15 protein-coding genes are annotated in these 13,636 nt (G+C 37.9%); 10 read left to right on the top strand and 5 right to left on the bottom strand.

The features are described 5' to 3' along the window. The gene (locus ACM03V_RS01085; RefSeq protein WP_414618893.1) at positions 1–1,164 is read left to right on the top strand and encodes a peptidoglycan-binding protein; all 1,164 of its coding nucleotides are present in this window, start codon (positions 1–3) and stop codon (positions 1,162–1,164) included. 135 nt (positions 1,165–1,299) lie between these two features. On the opposite strand, the gene ACM03V_RS01080 is transcribed toward ACM03V_RS01085, so the two are convergent. The 3 genes from ACM03V_RS01080 to ACM03V_RS01070 all read right to left on the bottom strand — a co-directional run bounded on the left by ACM03V_RS01080 (position 1,300) and on the right by ACM03V_RS01070 (position 4,906). Further along, positions 1,300–1,755, bottom strand: coding sequence for a Fur family transcriptional regulator (locus ACM03V_RS01080; RefSeq protein WP_096658033.1), 456 nt, complete (start codon positions 1,753–1,755; stop codon positions 1,300–1,302). A 512-nt stretch (positions 1,756–2,267) separates the two neighbouring features. Continuing rightward, positions 2,268–3,527: an RNA polymerase sigma factor SigC gene (gene sigC, locus ACM03V_RS01075; protein ID WP_414618892.1), complete on the bottom strand. Its 1,260-nt coding sequence runs from the start codon at positions 3,525–3,527 to the stop codon at positions 2,268–2,270. Between the two features lie 449 nt (positions 3,528–3,976). Then, complete coding sequence (locus tag ACM03V_RS01070) at positions 3,977–4,906, bottom strand: NAD(P)H-dependent glycerol-3-phosphate dehydrogenase (protein WP_414618891.1); 930 nt, start codon at positions 4,904–4,906, stop codon at positions 3,977–3,979. Between the two features lie 191 nt (positions 4,907–5,097). On the opposite strand from ACM03V_RS01070, the gene ACM03V_RS01065 reads away from it, so the two are divergent. Both ACM03V_RS01065 and ACM03V_RS01060 read left to right on the top strand, forming a co-directional pair. Beyond that, on the top strand, positions 5,098–5,391 hold the full coding sequence (locus tag ACM03V_RS01065; RefSeq protein WP_414618890.1) for a DUF433 domain-containing protein: 294 nt from the start codon (positions 5,098–5,100) through the stop codon (positions 5,389–5,391). Next, positions 5,388–5,732, top strand: coding sequence for a DUF5615 family PIN-like protein (locus tag ACM03V_RS01060; protein ID WP_414618889.1), 345 nt, complete (start codon positions 5,388–5,390; stop codon positions 5,730–5,732). Before ACM03V_RS01065 ends, ACM03V_RS01060 begins: the two co-directional genes overlap by 4 nt. Before the next feature lie 22 nt (positions 5,733–5,754). On the opposite strand, the gene ACM03V_RS01055 is transcribed toward ACM03V_RS01060, so the two are convergent. Continuing rightward, positions 5,755–6,372, bottom strand: coding sequence for a Uma2 family endonuclease (locus tag ACM03V_RS01055; RefSeq protein ID WP_414618888.1), 618 nt, complete (start codon positions 6,370–6,372; stop codon positions 5,755–5,757). A 96-nt stretch (positions 6,373–6,468) separates the two neighbouring features. Here ACM03V_RS01055 and ACM03V_RS01050 point away from each other — a divergent pair, with 96 nt between their 5' ends. The 4 genes from ACM03V_RS01050 to ACM03V_RS01035 all read left to right on the top strand — a co-directional run bounded on the left by ACM03V_RS01050 (position 6,469) and on the right by ACM03V_RS01035 (position 9,546). Beyond that, positions 6,469–7,557 carry a DarT ssDNA thymidine ADP-ribosyltransferase family protein gene (locus ACM03V_RS01050; protein WP_414618887.1) on the top strand — a complete coding sequence of 363 codons (1,089 nt, stop codon included), beginning with the start codon at positions 6,469–6,471 and terminating at the stop codon, positions 7,555–7,557. Between the two features lie 33 nt (positions 7,558–7,590). Further along, entirely contained in the window at positions 7,591–8,316 is a 726-nt protein-coding gene (locus ACM03V_RS01045; protein ID WP_414618886.1) for a DarT1-associated NADAR antitoxin family protein, read from the top strand. A 260-nt stretch (positions 8,317–8,576) separates the two neighbouring features. After that, positions 8,577–8,804 (top strand): DUF433 domain-containing protein, encoded by a 228-nt coding sequence (locus tag ACM03V_RS01040; protein WP_414618885.1) that lies wholly within the window; start codon positions 8,577–8,579, stop codon positions 8,802–8,804. After that, positions 8,791–9,546: an SGNH/GDSL hydrolase family protein gene (locus tag ACM03V_RS01035; protein ID WP_414618884.1), complete on the top strand. Its 756-nt coding sequence runs from the start codon at positions 8,791–8,793 to the stop codon at positions 9,544–9,546. Before ACM03V_RS01040 ends, ACM03V_RS01035 begins: the two co-directional genes overlap by 14 nt. Before the next feature lie 196 nt (positions 9,547–9,742). Here ACM03V_RS01035 and ACM03V_RS01030 read toward each other — a convergent pair whose 3' ends face one another. Then, on the bottom strand, positions 9,743–10,534 hold the full coding sequence (locus tag ACM03V_RS01030) for a globin domain-containing protein (protein ID WP_414618883.1): 792 nt from the start codon (positions 10,532–10,534) through the stop codon (positions 9,743–9,745). Positions 10,535–10,650: 116 nt separating this feature from the next. On the opposite strand from ACM03V_RS01030, the gene ACM03V_RS01025 reads away from it, so the two are divergent. The 3 genes from ACM03V_RS01025 (at position 10,651) to ACM03V_RS01015 (ending at position 13,524) form a co-directional block, all read left to right on the top strand. Beyond that, positions 10,651–11,361 carry a Crp/Fnr family transcriptional regulator gene (locus tag ACM03V_RS01025; protein ID WP_414618882.1) on the top strand — a complete coding sequence of 237 codons (711 nt, stop codon included), beginning with the start codon at positions 10,651–10,653 and terminating at the stop codon, positions 11,359–11,361. A 62-nt stretch (positions 11,362–11,423) separates the two neighbouring features. Then, positions 11,424–12,143: a cytochrome b/b6 domain-containing protein gene (locus tag ACM03V_RS01020; RefSeq protein ID WP_414618881.1), complete on the top strand. Its 720-nt coding sequence runs from the start codon at positions 11,424–11,426 to the stop codon at positions 12,141–12,143. A 256-nt stretch (positions 12,144–12,399) separates the two neighbouring features. Next, positions 12,400–13,524, top strand: coding sequence for a THUMP domain-containing class I SAM-dependent RNA methyltransferase (locus tag ACM03V_RS01015; protein ID WP_414618880.1), 1,125 nt, complete (start codon positions 12,400–12,402; stop codon positions 13,522–13,524). The last annotated feature ends 112 nt before the right edge of the window (positions 13,525–13,636 follow it).

Raw genomic sequence — 13,636 nt, 5'->3', positions numbered from 1 at the left:
ATGGACAATCTTGCGTATTTGCACTTAGCGGTCGTCTATGAAGATCCCTCAGCCAGTGAATTGGTTTATCTTAATTCCTGGTTGAAAACCGCAGAAACTCCAGACTTGAAACGTTTTTCAAGTAAGGCTTGGAGGTATATGTTACCTCTAGTATTAACTATCTCTATTCTTACTATTGCTAGTAGCGCTTTAGCACTGCAAAAAGGAGATAGAGGTCCGTCTGTTAAAGATTTGCAACAAGATTTGCAAAGGGCTGGTTTTTATCAAGTTCCTGTGACTCAGGTATATGACATTAAAACAGAAGATGCTGTTAGACGCTTTCAAAAAGCGGCTAGCATCAGCGTTGACGGTGTAGCCGGACCTGCTACATTACAAAAATTAGAAGGTTGGCGTGCGGCTGTAACCGTAAATACGAATAGAGCAGCCGCGACGAAAAAGCCAGTCGTTAGAACTAACTCAAACAACGAGCAAAAGCCTTCAGTAAAGGTGGCTGCTAATACTACTAAGCGCCGCAATCCCAATTTACTGGGCAAAGGCGATGAAGGTGAAACTGTCAAAGCTTTGCAAGAAAGATTGCGAGTAGCAGGTTTTTATTACGGTAATTCGACGGGTATTTACGGCCCAATTACCGAAGATGCCGTGAAACGCTTCCAAAGAGCTTATGGTTTGGATGTTGACGGCATCGTAGGAGCGCAAACTCTAACAAAGTTACCCCCAATGGGTGTCGGCTTTGGTGAAGAAGCTCCCAAAAGCATGACAATAGCCGCTACTAGACGAAATAAGGAATTTATTGGCTTAGGCGATCGCGGCGAACCTGTAAGAATCTTGCAAGCCCAGTTAATCAAAGCAGGATACTTAAAGGGACAGCCAAATGCTTATTTTGGTCCTTATACTGCTGATGCGGTGAAGCGATTCCAAGATGCTAATTATTTGGCAGCTAGCGGTATTGCCGGACCTACTACTCGCGGCAAATTGTATCGAAATGTTAATGAGGCTGAAAAAGCTGAGTTCAACGTTCTTGAAATACAAAGACGCTTGCAAGCAAGGGGTTTCTACAAAGGTTCTCTAAACGGAGAAATGAGTAAGGATACTAAGCAAGCCATTCAGCAGGCTCAGGAATTTTACGGCATTAGTTTAAAGGATGTGAGAAACGGACGATTTTAGCATCCGTTTCGCGTTGTATTGACATCTATATGGTGCGAGCAGTTATCCCTCCTTGGAGAGAAAGTAAAAAACTGCTCGCCTTTTTGTAAGAAATACATCCGGTAAAGTTACACAAACGTAAAATGTTCCCTGGTGTTATAAAGGCATCAACGCCCGTTGGCACTTGGGACATACCCCGTGAATAGTCAATTGGCAATCAAGCAGATGATAGCCATCCTTTTGAGAAGTTTTTAACCCAATTTTTAATATTGAGTCGTTTTTGAACTCGGTAGTCGTGTTACACCTAACACAAATTAAGTGATGATGATGGTGAGGGTAAGGCTGGTTAAGTTCATAATGCTTATGACCTTCGCCCAGTTCCAATTCCCGCAAGATTCCCATACGTGCCATCAACTTGAGAGTCCGATAAATCGTTGAAAGACTTATTCCTTCATTATCGACTTGTAATCTTTGATAAAGATCCTCGGCACTCAGATGCTCCCCTTGGGGAAGCTCCTGAAAAATGTGTAGAATTACTTCTCTCTGAGGTGTTAAACGCCAACCTCGTTCGTTGAGTTCTGCCTTGAGTGAAGCAGTGCTGTAAATAGTCATACTAATTTTTCTCAACAAACCCTATCAATTGCGAATATAGCAAATAATTCTACCTGTTTGCAATAATTCTTGCTTGTTGATAATAATTATTAACTGCCTTGAGTAGGATTTGATTGCATACCACAGACCTTCATTAAAATTGTGATTCCCTTTAATACAGGCACTTAAAGGAATATAGGTGGCAACGTGTTTCATGACACAAGTAGAAAACTTTGCCATAATAGATATATAGGAGAATTTGAGAAATTATTAGATACAGGAACCGGCGTTAATTTTGGATTTGCAATTTTGGAGTTAATTTAAAATCTAAAATCCAAAACAAAAACATCCGTTGTTAAAATCCAAAATTGACTGATGCTGGGCATGGAAACAATTACCCGCTTGTAGGGAGAAGTGGTGGCGCGGAAGAATACGATTTGTAACCGGGAAGCCACACCTTCAAACCGGAAGGGGAACAAAGAGGACGAGCGGCTTCCCAAAAACCGCGCTTATTCACTTTAAAAACTTAACTTCTAGCTGAGGGATTCCAAGTAATCGCGAATCAAATTGCGTCGCTTGGGTTGACGTAGCTTTTGTAAAGCTTTAGATTCGATTTGTCTAACACGTTCGCGTGATAAATCTAAAGCGCGTCCAATTTCTGCTAAAGAATAAGGATGACCATCAGCCAAACCAAAACGCATCAGAATGACATCGCGTTCGCGGGTAGTTAAATCCGCCAAAAGATTTTGCAAGTCTCTTTGGAGAGATTCCCGCATCAACATTTCTTCTGGTGTTACACCATCGGTTTCGAGTAATTCACCTAATTCGGTATCTTTATCCTTACCAACTTTTGTTTCAAGAGAAACAGAACGAGGAACTCGTAGTAAAACTTCCCGAACTTGAGCGGCAGTCATTTCCAACTCAACAGCCAAGTCTTCCAAAGTCGGAGTGCGACCTTTTTCTTGAGCAATTTTACGTTGAGCCTTCTTGATTTTGTTTAACTTTTCGGTGATGTGGACTGGTAGGCGAATAGTACGGCTAGAAGTGGCGATCGCTCTAGTAATACCTTGACGAATCCACCAGTAAGCATAGGTACTAAAGCGATAACCTTTAGTTGGATCGAACTTTTCTACCGCTCTTTCCAAACCTAAAGTACCTTCTTGGACTAAATCCAATAATTCCAAACCACGATTTTGATATTTCTTAGCAACAGAAACCACAAGACGAAGATTCGCCTTAATCATGTGTTCCTTTGCTTGCAATCCTTGAGTTTGAACTTGCTCTAATTCCTTTACAGTCAAATTAGCAGTTTCAGCCCAACGACGCTTACCTTGGGATAAAGCACCTTTTAGCTCGAACTCTTGAATCCCAGCTGTATTTGCCCATCTTTTCATCGAGGGGCGATGTCCTAACTCGGACGTCAAACGTTCTTGAGCTTCAACAATTCTCAAATAATGAGCAAGTAATTCATCACCTTGGGTTGCAGCTTCGGACAATAGTATCCGTAACTTTAAATAACGCTGGACTTTTTGAGCTTCTGAAACCTCTTCATCTCGCCCTAATAACCGAACTCTACCAATTTCCTGAAGATATAAACGAACTAAATCCGTGCTGCGGGTTTTTGTACTAGCACTCGCCCTTTCTGTTTCCGAAGTTGTTATCTCCAGTTGTTCTAAATCCTCATCAGCTGGAGCGTCCGCATCATCTGCGGTTATTTCAGGCTCCATTTCTTGACGGGATTTTTGAGTATCGTAAGCGGCATCGGCATCTGCATAAAAAGATGTTGCTGGCATAAGAATTTCTCAACGGCTCCAGGTAACAATTATTAGCCTTTTAGCTAATCAACTGATGCTATTGTTCCCGCGATTAACGGAGAACTAACATTATTTAGAAATTAATTTGGTTTTTTTTTGAAAGAAAACCATACTGATTTCATTTGATACTGATTTGATTTAGGCGTATCAGTCTAGTTAAACACTTGAACCAACAGCAATCCAAACCTTTAACTAGACTGCAATTAACCGGCATTGCCAGTCATACTTCCTACTTTATAAATCTTGACGTTACCATTATTACATGGTATAAAGATAGACAAGGAAAAAAGTTATAAATCCTATGCATAGTCATATCTACATAGCTATGCAGGTTATTTCCTGACGAATTTTTTTTTAATCGTCAGGGAATCTTGGTATTTGGGAGTTAGTTGTTAGTGGTTAGTAGAGCAAGCAACAACTATCAACTATCAACTATCAACTTCGGGCTTAATATCTCGCGTCATTAAATCCAACAGTGCTTGTCTTGGTGTAACTTCAGCTTGAAGTAGACGGTAAACTTCCTGAGTTATTGGCATTGAAATATTTTGCTGTTTGGCTCGCTGCACCAAAACTTCTGCTGTATTTACTCCTTCTGCGGTTTCCTGAAGTTGGGAAAGAACTTCGACAAGCGTTTTACCTTGCCCTAACTGATATCCAACTTGGTAATTGCGACTTAAAGGACTGTTGCAGGTTGCTAAAATATCACCCAAACCGGATAAACCGTAAAATGTTTCTGGCTTTGCACCCCAATGTACGCCGATGCGAACCATTTCAGTTAACCCGCGAGTTAGTAGCGCCGCTTTGGCATTGGTTCCCAACTGCAAACCGTCACATACACCAGCGGCGATCGCCATCACATTTTTTAAAGTTCCGCCTAATTCCACTCCTAAAGGATCGGGATTTGTATAAACGCGAAATCGAGTTGAATTAAATACTAGCTGCACAGATTCCGCAGCACTTTCTATATTGCTAGCAACTACAGTCGCTGCTGGTAATTCTTGAGTAATTTCCTTAGATAAATTAGGGCCGCATAAAACCACTACTGGATTATTAGGAAAAGTATCTTGCCAAATTTGCGAAGGTGTGCAGGTAGTTTGAGGATCTAAACCTTTAGTAGCGGTGACAAAAATAGTTTGAGGAGAAATAGATAAAGACTGTAATTGAGAAGCAACATCTCTCACCCCTTTCATCGAAACAGCACTAAGAATAATATCGGCACCTTCCACCGTTTGCGCTAAAGTTTGCGAACCGCGACGTGAGTATATTTTTACATTATGAGCGTTGGTTTGGGCTAGAGTTGCCAGCGCTTTTCCCCAAGCACCCGCACCGAGAATAGCAACTGAATTTTGATTAATCATAATAATTACATATGCGACGGTGGAGAATATAGCACTTTAGGTGTTATAGGGGATTTTAAATTCGGATTGCTATATGATTTCTGTTCATTGTGGAAATATGGTAAGCCCTTTAAATCTTTTAAACGGCGATTGAATTAGTAGTCTTATATTTAACGATTTTGATAGACTACAGGAAAAGCAGGATTAGTTTTATGTTTGCCGAAACTTCCTCACGCTACGTTACGCGGAACTCTAAAATTTTAAGTGGAGAGCCAATCATTACAGGAACTCGTACTTCAGTTCGTGCCATTGTTGGTTTATGGCGATTAGGCACTATGCCAGAAGAAATCCCGAACCATTTGCCTCACCTAACCTTGGCACAGGTGTTTGATGCGTTGAGTTTTTACCTGGATCATCAAGCTCTTATTAATAAGTACATTGAGCAAAATCGAGTACCAGATGAATTGGTTCATCCGTCCGTAAAAGCTGCCTTGAACAAACTATGACAACTTTTGCAGCACTTTACACGGATGAAGATATGTCAGCATTGGTTGCAACACTTTTAAGTTCTCGTGGTCTAGATGTTACAACTGTTCCCGAGCAAGCAACTATCGGCAAGACTGACACAGAACAACTTGAAATTGCAACTTCTTTAGGTAGATGTTTCTTGACTCACAATCGAGTTGATTTTGAAAGATTGCATCTTCAATATATACAAGAGAATAAAAAGCATTGGGGGATTATCGTTGTACCTCAGAAAAATGCATATGAGATAGCCCAGCGGATTGGTATTTTGGTCAATGCGTTAACGGCTGATGAAATTAAAAATCAGTTATTGTACGCTTAATTCTTTTTACTATTCACGGATGCTATACCGCACCAGCTTGAAAAATCTGGTTAGCTGTAAGTTGTAAATCGGGAAAAGTTTGAGAAACAATTTGCTCATCATTTTGAAACTTAGTTATTCGATATTCACCATCAACTAAGTTACACACAGAAATTGTTGGTTGTTTCGGATTACCAATAAAATTACGTCCACCCAAAGCTGCATAATCTATAATCCAATATTCAGGAATACCAATCTCTTCATAATCAGCATATTTAAAGTGATAATCATCGCGCCAATTAGTTGATACAACTTCAATAATCAAAGGTATTGATGCAGCACTAGTGAGAGTAGATTCTTTTTTCCATAATGGTTCGTTGATCAAATTTGCACGATTTAAAACCAGAATATCTGGGAAATAGCCAGTATCTTTTTGAGGAGGTTTGACTATAACTTTATTTGGAATACTGTAGGGTAATCCAAGACGCTTAATTTCAAATGGAATTTCGATACCTAGAAATCCTGTAACTTCCTCGTGTTCTCCTACTGGTTGCGCCATTTCGATGATATTTCCATTGTGTAGTTCGTAGCGTACCCCGGATTCAGGTAGCCAATCGATAAATTCTTCAAAGGTTATTAGTTTGGGTGGGGCTTGAGTCATTTTTGGATAATTAATGCTTTGAAAATATTATGTCTAATCTAAGCAACTACCGACAATTTCATCACGGTTTGGAATTGGGTGTAAATCTCGAAGTGGTTGCTGGAAATAAGTAAAGAATTAGATAGTCTGACAGCAAAGATTCAAAGATTATGGCACGATATAGACGCTCCTACTCCTCATTGGCTCAATCAAATAACGCTTTTATTAGTTGGGCAGATTAGTACAGATGATTTAATTCATGAACGGGAGAGATTACAAGGTGAAAGAAAAGAAGCTGAGGAAGAAGAACAAAAGAAAAGAAAAGCAGAACGCTTAAAGCGCTTAGAAGCTATTCGAGAAAAAGAACGTTTAGAAGCTGAACGACGAAGAAAAAAGGAAGCTGAACGTCTAAAGTATTTAAAATATCTTCAAGAAAAAGAACGTTTAAAAGCAGAGCAACGGAGAAAACACGAAGCGGAACGTAAAGCGCAGATTCAAGCTGCTCAAGAAGCAGAAAGCATTGCAGCAGAGCAACAGCGTCAAACCAGATTACATTTACGTGCATCCGAGATACAAAAAATATGTCAGATGTATGGAATTGAAGTATTGGTACACTTTACCCATATCGCTAATCTAAATAGTATTTTGCAACATGGTTTATTAGGTCGATCGCAACTTGAAAGTATGTCATGGGTAGAGCCGCCTCAGTATAATGACATTCACCGTGTAGATGGACAGCGAGAAGCTATCTGCTTGAGTATCAGTTTTCCTAACTACAAAATGTTTTACAAGTATAGTTTTAATAATCGTTCGGATTGGGTTGTTTTGCTTCTCAAACCCTCCATTTTATGGGAACTAGATTGTAAATTTTATCAAGAGAATGCAGCTTCAAACAATGCCAAAGAAAATATTGCACAAAGAAGAACTCAAGCAAAGAAACAACCTGAAGCTTTAATACAGATGTTCTCAGAATATGAACGTGTTAAACGTGAAACTTTAGATATTCCAAATAATTTTACAACTCATCCTCAAGCTGAGGTGCTTGTTTTTAATCAAATTTCTACTCAGTATATTGATGTAGTTCATTTCCACAATTTAGATGTTGGAAAACAATGGGCAAACCTAAATCCAGGCAATTATTCACAAAATTTTTACGCTGGATATCGGTATTATTTTTCCCCCAGACAAGACTGGCAAATGTGGTAAACCAGAATTATTCTTCTAATCGTAAGGTGAATTATGGCTAAACGACCTATTTTTATCCCTAATTTAAAAGGCTTTCCTTTTGTAAAAGAGAGTCTAATTGAATTTGAGTGGCATCCCGGTTTCGCAAAGGTACAAGCTCAGAAATCAATAGCATCTCTACATGAAGCAGCCGCTGATAAAATAGCTCCTGTCCTAGAAATATCTTCTAAATCAAATGGGGAGGTGGGAGTTTGTTTGAGTGCTTTTAATCTAAGGATGATTAAAGATGAAAAAAGTCTTTCCGTTGAATGTGCATATCAAGGTAGCAAAGTTTTTACAAATGGCGGTCCGTTTTCGGATTTATATTCTGTTTCTAGTAAAGAAGCTAAAACTGATGAAAGATTACGTACTTCTGGTAATTTCGTAGGTTATGAATTTTTTGGGGAAAGTTTCCTTATTAATCCGGTCACAGCATTTTATGATTGGTTATATCTAACTGCACTTTCACAAAATCCAAGTTTAGCTAATAAATTATTTGATTATAAAGGTTTTTCTGATATCGCATTTAATCCTAAAAAGTCATTTAACTGTCAGGCAAGAGCAGCCGCTTTATTTGTTTCTCTATGCTACAACGATGAAATAGACCGTGTAGTCGAAGATAAAAATTACTATATTGATTTAATCACAAACAATAAATTAAACAATGTATCGTCTATGGAAAATCAAAAGAAGGGTAATAAAAGTAAAGAGCAATATCTACAACCTGAGTTACCTTTCTAGGTCTTTATCTGTTGTCACTACAACTCCGGTACAGTAAACATTAAAATCTGAAGCGCGAAGTTACAGAAGTTATTTATATAGATATGATTCGCTTCCAAAATGTTAGCTTTTAAATTGCGATTAGCGGAGCTAGACTCTTCCGGAGTATCGCCATAATTTCCGGTGTCCTCAAAAGGAATTTAAAATAACTTCTCTTAACCGCAAAACCCTATCCCAAGTTAGGATTAAGAAATAACTCACAACTTCATCGCTAAAAAGTTATGTCCTCAAAACAGCGTGTTGTGCATAGCCACCCTGAAGTATTAGGAGGAACGCCTGTATTTATAGGTACGCGCGTACCGATTAAAACTTTGCTTGATTATTTGGAAGCGGGTGACTCTTTAGATGAGTTTCTCGATCATTTTCCAAGCGTCAGTTCAAAGCAAGCAATTGAAGCGTTGGAATTAGCAAAGGAAATAGCTAATTTACAAAAATATGACATCAAATAAACTTTTTATTCTGTTGACTTCCCTTTTATTATTAATATTAGGAAGTTCAATTGCTCTAAATATTCTTCTCTACAATCAAGCTAAAAAATATTATCTCCAGGTAAATGAAACTCGTTTAGATCCTTCTGGATTGAGTCACTATCCCGTAAATCTCAAGAAAACTACCGATAAAGATAAAATCCGCGTAATTTTCTTCGGTGACTCTAGAGCAGAAGGTTGGATATCGCCTAAAATCGGTGGATATGAGTTCATCAATCGTGGAATTCATGCTCAAACTTCGGTACAGACGGTGCAACGGTTTGAATATCACATTAATTCTTTGCAACCAAATATAGTAATTATTCAGGTTGGGGTTAACGATTTAAAAACTATTGCATTGTTTCCAGAACGTAAGGATTCAATTATTGCTAATTGTCGAAATAATATTAAGCGAATTGTAGACGAATCTAAAAGTTTAGGTGCGGTAGTAATCTTGACTACTATTTTCCCGGTGGGGGAAGTACCAATTCAGCGCAAGCCTTTTTGGTCTGATGATATAGAATCGGCTGTTAATGAAGTGAATACCTATATAGCTACATTAGCTGAAGATAAAGTTGTAATATTTGATGCTTTTTCTATTCTTGCTGATAATCAAGGAATGATGTTGCAGGAATATGCTTCGGATGAATTGCATTTGAACGATCAAGGATATGAAATACTCAACAAAGAATTGGTGCAGCGACTTGATAAAATCAAAACATGACGGAATAATGCGGGGTTTCCAACTCGTGGAGGATTTCAAAGTGATACAGAGCGTGACGAACAAATGACGCGGGATTCTCCTTGCTGACATTACTTGGGTAAGAAAAGGAAGAGAAAAATCTGGAACGTAGAATAATTTGGTTCGACGCAATCAATTATAATTTTTGTTGCGGTTTGGCACAATGTAAATTTAACAGTTAAGATTCATTATCTGTTTGATAAATTTGTTGTTCTCTATCAATAAAAACTTCAGCTAATAATTGATAAGCTTCAGCCCAAGCAGTTATTACTTCTTCAGTTGCAGCATCTCCCAAAATATCTTGAATTGCTTGCAATAAACATTCTCCCACAATGGGATACTGCTCTGGTAAAACGTGGGTTTTTACGTGACGATGAGCAATATAATCTACCATTGCTTTTAATCCTTCTAAATCATCGATATGAGTCGCATAGCTATACACTGCGGTAGCAAGTTTAGCTGGTTGAGTACCATTCGCTTGTGCGGACATATCAAACTGTGCTTTAACTTCTGGATGGGTTTGAAACATAATTTCGTACATCCGAGTAGTAATTTTTTGACCGTGTTGTTTAATAATAGGAGCGGTAGACTTGACGATATTAATGGTTTGCTGGCTAATTTTCTTCTTCGCCGGAAGATGTTCTGATAAAGTAAGCACAAATGCTAAATTTTCTGTTGCTTGTACTGCATGAGGAGCATTTGCTGGCATCAAGATAAATACCCCTGGTGCTAAAGCAATATCTTTCCCTTCTAAATTAAAGTTTCCTTTTCCTTCTATTACTGTTATTACCGCGTTACGAGTGGAGCTATGTTCGTCGATTTTCGTACCTGCCGCCAAACAAAACAAGGTGTATTGGATATTGTTATCTTTCAGTAATACTTGATTAAGAATGCCACTTTTAGGATATTTAATTAAATCCTGGAAAGTAGCAGTAAAATAATTTTTGGATGATGCGATCGCGGTATTCATAATTTCATATTCAAACTCGATACTGTTACTCTGACATCAAGTTTGGGTTGCGTCTTTGAGGTAGCTCATGTTTGAGTGTTAAGTTTTGTTAAGATCATAAAATATTTCCCAAGCTAATGATTGTTAAAGGTTGCTCATCAATTGCTCAATTACAAAAAATTTTTATCTTTAAAGATTTAGCAATAATACAACTGGAAAGCCTTGTTCCGTTCAGCTACATTAGAGAATATCAACAAGATGAAATAGTAATGCATGAAGGCGATTGTCTTCCCGAACAACTTCATGCTTTAATCGCAGGAAAGCTAGAAATAAAAAAAACTGCTGCCAATGGAAAAGAAACAGTAGTACGTTTTATTCCAGCAGGAGAACTTTTTGCCGCACCCGCTATTTTTGGCAATGGAATTTCTCCTGCAACGGTAATATGTCAAATAGAGTCACAGGTATTAACCATCGAACGCGAAGCCTTATTAAAGATAATATCTCAATCGCCAGAAATTAGTTTAAGAATATTAGAGGTCTTTAATCAAAGACTTCAGCAACTCCACAATACCGTACACGGACTGATTTCTGAACGAGCAATCGTGCGTTTGGTGAGATTAATTCAATATTATCGGGAAAGTGATGGTACTCATCTACAAACAGAAGGGGATTGTTTAAATATTAGGCTGCCATTATATCAAATTGCCCGCAGTATTGGTATTACCTATGAAGAATGCGTGCGTATGTTTCACAAAATCAAGGGAATAGTAATTTATAAAAGAGGCGGAACAATTATTGTTCAAGATTGGGATAAATTAGAATTAGTAATTCAAGAATTACTTTCATAGATAAACCAGTTCGCGTTAAACTACAAATAGGATGAATAAATAATACTTATTTTCGTTATTTTATGTCAGCAAAATTTTCTCAACCTTATCAACCATTATTATTACGTATTCTTCACGGTTTAACTGGCTTATTCACTATTGGAGCTATTATTACTGCTTTTTGGACTTATGATGTTTTTGATGGACGTTGGGGGACTCTTTCGCTACCTAAATTTACAGAAATTGAAGGTATTCATGGCACGTTTGGAGTATGGACATTAATCATATTTCCTCTATTTGCTGTTTATGCTTTTCACAGAGGTCAAAAAAGATTAATTCAGCCGGATTCTTTTAAGAAACTAACTGCAAAAGCAAAACCAATTTGGTGGTACACTCTGCACCGTTTTGTTAATACTTTGAGTCTTTTGGCAGTAACTTCTGCTATTTGCTCTGGCAGAATGATGGATGAAAAATGGCTACCTCAAGGAGAACTTAATCATTCTTGGTATTATGCCCATCTTATTTCTTGGTTAATTTTAGTAATTTGTATAGCGCTTCACGTGTTGATGAGTATTAAGGTTGGAAGTGTACCTTTAATTTTATCAATGGTAAATTTCAAATTTCGCAGTAAAGATAATCCAACTTTGTGGCGCGAAAATTTTAATAATTGGCGTTCTAATTTTGATATGGTGATGGTTAAGCAATGGCTATCGTCTCTTTCTTTGCTTAAAGTTATAGAAATATTTGTATTTATTGCGATTATCTCAGCTTTGATAGTTTCGCTGATTAAAGAAGTTGGCTAATTAATATATTTGACTATTCTCAACAAACCTCGTAAACCGCCTTATAATAAATTCTCAGGCTAATATACGAAGTCTGATAAATCAGACTAGGCTAAGAATAAGAGTGCGTTTCAACGTACTTTGTTTATTAGCCGATGATTTTAATTTCAATGCGGATTTTGGAGCTAAGTAAATTAATTAATTGCTCAATTAAGTGTTTAATTAAATTATATGTTTTACTGTTTCTCTATTAATTCTTAAATAATTACTTGAATATATGAATCAATATTTTGCAACTGTTGCTCGTGGATTGGAAGAACTTGCAGCGAAAGAATTAGAACAATTGGGTGCAAGTTCGGTGGAGCCTGGGTTTTGCGGTGTTGAATTTAGTGGCGATCGCACTCTACTTTATCGGGTAAATCTATGGGCTAGGCTACCTTTCCGAATTTTATTTAAGGTAAGCAAATTTCCTTGTCAAAATGCAAAAGAGCTTTATAACGGTATTCAAACCATTGAGTGGCAAGATTATCTTACACCAGAAGATACTTTAGCGGTAAATTCTACTGGTAAAAATGACGAACTCAACCACACTCACTTTACAGCGCTTCAGGTTAAAAACGCCATAGTTGACCAGCAGCAGGAAGTATTTGGCGAACGTTCTAATGTTGAGCTTTACAACCCAGATTTACGGGTTAACGTACATATTCGTAATGATTTTTGTACCGTTAGTCTTGATAGCTCCGGTACTAGTTTACATCGCCGGGGTTATCGCCCAGCGGTTGGAGCGGCACCATTAAAAGAATCTCTAGCGGCTGCTTTGATTCAACTTTCAGGTTGGCAGCCAGAACAAATGTTCTATGATCCACTTTGTGGCTCTGGCACTTTACCAATAGAAGCTTGTTTAAAGTCGTTGAATATTGCACCAGGTTTATTCCGGGAATCTTTTGGTTTTGAAACTTGGCGCGATTTTGATTTGTCACTTTTAGAAAAGTTAATTGCAGAAGCGGAAGCTTGTCAATTGGATGCGCTTCCTGCATCGATTTGGGGAAGCGATAATGATGAAGATGTCATCGAGCAAGCAAATACTAATGCGACAAATAGCGGTGTTGAAAATCATATTTATTTTTCTCAGATGGAGCTTGCCGAAGTTGCCGCACCCGCAGATAGTGGGGTTTTATTCTGCAATCCACCTTATGGAGAAAGGTTGGGAATAAATAGCGATTTAGGAGCATTTTACAAGCTTTTAGGTGATGTGATGAAGCAGCGTTTTAAGGGTTGGACTGCATTTGTGTTGAGTGGGAATAAAGAATTGGCTAAATATATTGGGTTGAAATCATCGCAGCGGATTGCGGTATATAACGGGACTTTGCCCTGTCAGTTGATGAAATATGAGTTGTATTAGTATTAGTGATACTGAGTTTCTTTTAGTTTGTCGAGAATGATGAAGAGGATATAAATAGTTTACCTTTAAATACCTGTTAAAAAGTAAGACTAGGAAAGGTTATCAGTAACAT

Origin of the sequence: Calothrix sp. CCY 0018 (assembly GCF_963920925.1) — a bacterium.
GTDB lineage: Bacteria > Cyanobacteriota > Cyanobacteriia > Cyanobacteriales > Nostocaceae > Rivularia.
This window is presented reverse-complemented; position numbering and strand designations above follow the sequence as displayed.

Coding starts and splice junctions, on each gene's coding strand:
- ACM03V_RS01085 (WP_414618893.1), top strand. CDS start 1: ATGGACAATCTTGCGTATTTGCACTTAGCGGTCGTCTATGAAGATCCC.
- ACM03V_RS01080 (WP_096658033.1), bottom strand. CDS start 1,755: ATGACTATTTACAGCACTGCTTCACTCAAGGCAGAACTCAACGAACGA.
- sigC (WP_414618892.1), bottom strand. CDS start 3,527: ATGCCAGCAACATCTTTTTATGCAGATGCCGATGCCGCTTACGATACT.
- ACM03V_RS01070 (WP_414618891.1), bottom strand. CDS start 4,906: ATGATTAATCAAAATTCAGTTGCTATTCTCGGTGCGGGTGCTTGGGGA.
- ACM03V_RS01065 (WP_414618890.1), top strand. CDS start 5,098: ATGTTTGCCGAAACTTCCTCACGCTACGTTACGCGGAACTCTAAAATT.
- ACM03V_RS01060 (WP_414618889.1), top strand. CDS start 5,388: ATGACAACTTTTGCAGCACTTTACACGGATGAAGATATGTCAGCATTG.
- ACM03V_RS01055 (WP_414618888.1), bottom strand. CDS start 6,372: ATGACTCAAGCCCCACCCAAACTAATAACCTTTGAAGAATTTATCGAT.
- ACM03V_RS01045 (WP_414618886.1), top strand. CDS start 7,591: ATGGCTAAACGACCTATTTTTATCCCTAATTTAAAAGGCTTTCCTTTT.
- ACM03V_RS01040 (WP_414618885.1), top strand. CDS start 8,577: ATGTCCTCAAAACAGCGTGTTGTGCATAGCCACCCTGAAGTATTAGGA.
- ACM03V_RS01035 (WP_414618884.1), top strand. CDS start 8,791: ATGACATCAAATAAACTTTTTATTCTGTTGACTTCCCTTTTATTATTA.
- ACM03V_RS01030 (WP_414618883.1), bottom strand. CDS start 10,534: ATGAATACCGCGATCGCATCATCCAAAAATTATTTTACTGCTACTTTC.
- ACM03V_RS01025 (WP_414618882.1), top strand. CDS start 10,651: ATGATTGTTAAAGGTTGCTCATCAATTGCTCAATTACAAAAAATTTTT.
- ACM03V_RS01020 (WP_414618881.1), top strand. CDS start 11,424: ATGTCAGCAAAATTTTCTCAACCTTATCAACCATTATTATTACGTATT.
- ACM03V_RS01015 (WP_414618880.1), top strand. CDS start 12,400: ATGAATCAATATTTTGCAACTGTTGCTCGTGGATTGGAAGAACTTGCA.